The sequence below is a fragment of the Psychrobacter sp. 78a-MNA-CIBAN-0178 genome, assembly GCF_040309625.1.
Taxonomy (GTDB): Bacteria; Pseudomonadota; Gammaproteobacteria; order Pseudomonadales; family Moraxellaceae; genus Psychrobacter; species Psychrobacter okhotskensis.
In genome coordinates, this window is record NZ_JBEOOZ010000129.1 from 1 (window position 1) to 272 (window position 272).

Consider the following 272-nt stretch of genomic DNA (forward strand, 5'->3'; position numbering starts at 1 on the left):
GTAATAGGGTGGGTGTAGCGGTGTCTAAAATCTATTGCAGCATCTAAGCCATTCTTATGCGGTCTTATCCGTACTTCTAAGCCTTTATAGCCAGCAATGGGGTAGCTGACTGTCTTACCAGCTTGAATAGTATCTTTAACGGCTTTTTGGATTTGTGAGTCTAGCTTGATAGTTTTCTTTGTCATATCTTAACCCCATTGTAGGTAGCCAATCTGGTAGCCATTTTTTGATATTTGGTAGCCACTTTGGTAGCCATTCAAAACGCTTTACAT

1 protein-coding gene is annotated in these 272 nt (G+C 40.4%); it reads right to left on the reverse strand.

The annotated features are described in order from the left end of the window. On the reverse strand, positions 1–185 hold a 185-nt coding region (locus AAEY80_RS14545), incomplete at its 3' end, for a hypothetical protein (RefSeq protein WP_350588585.1). Positions 186–272: the final 87 nt, after the last annotated feature.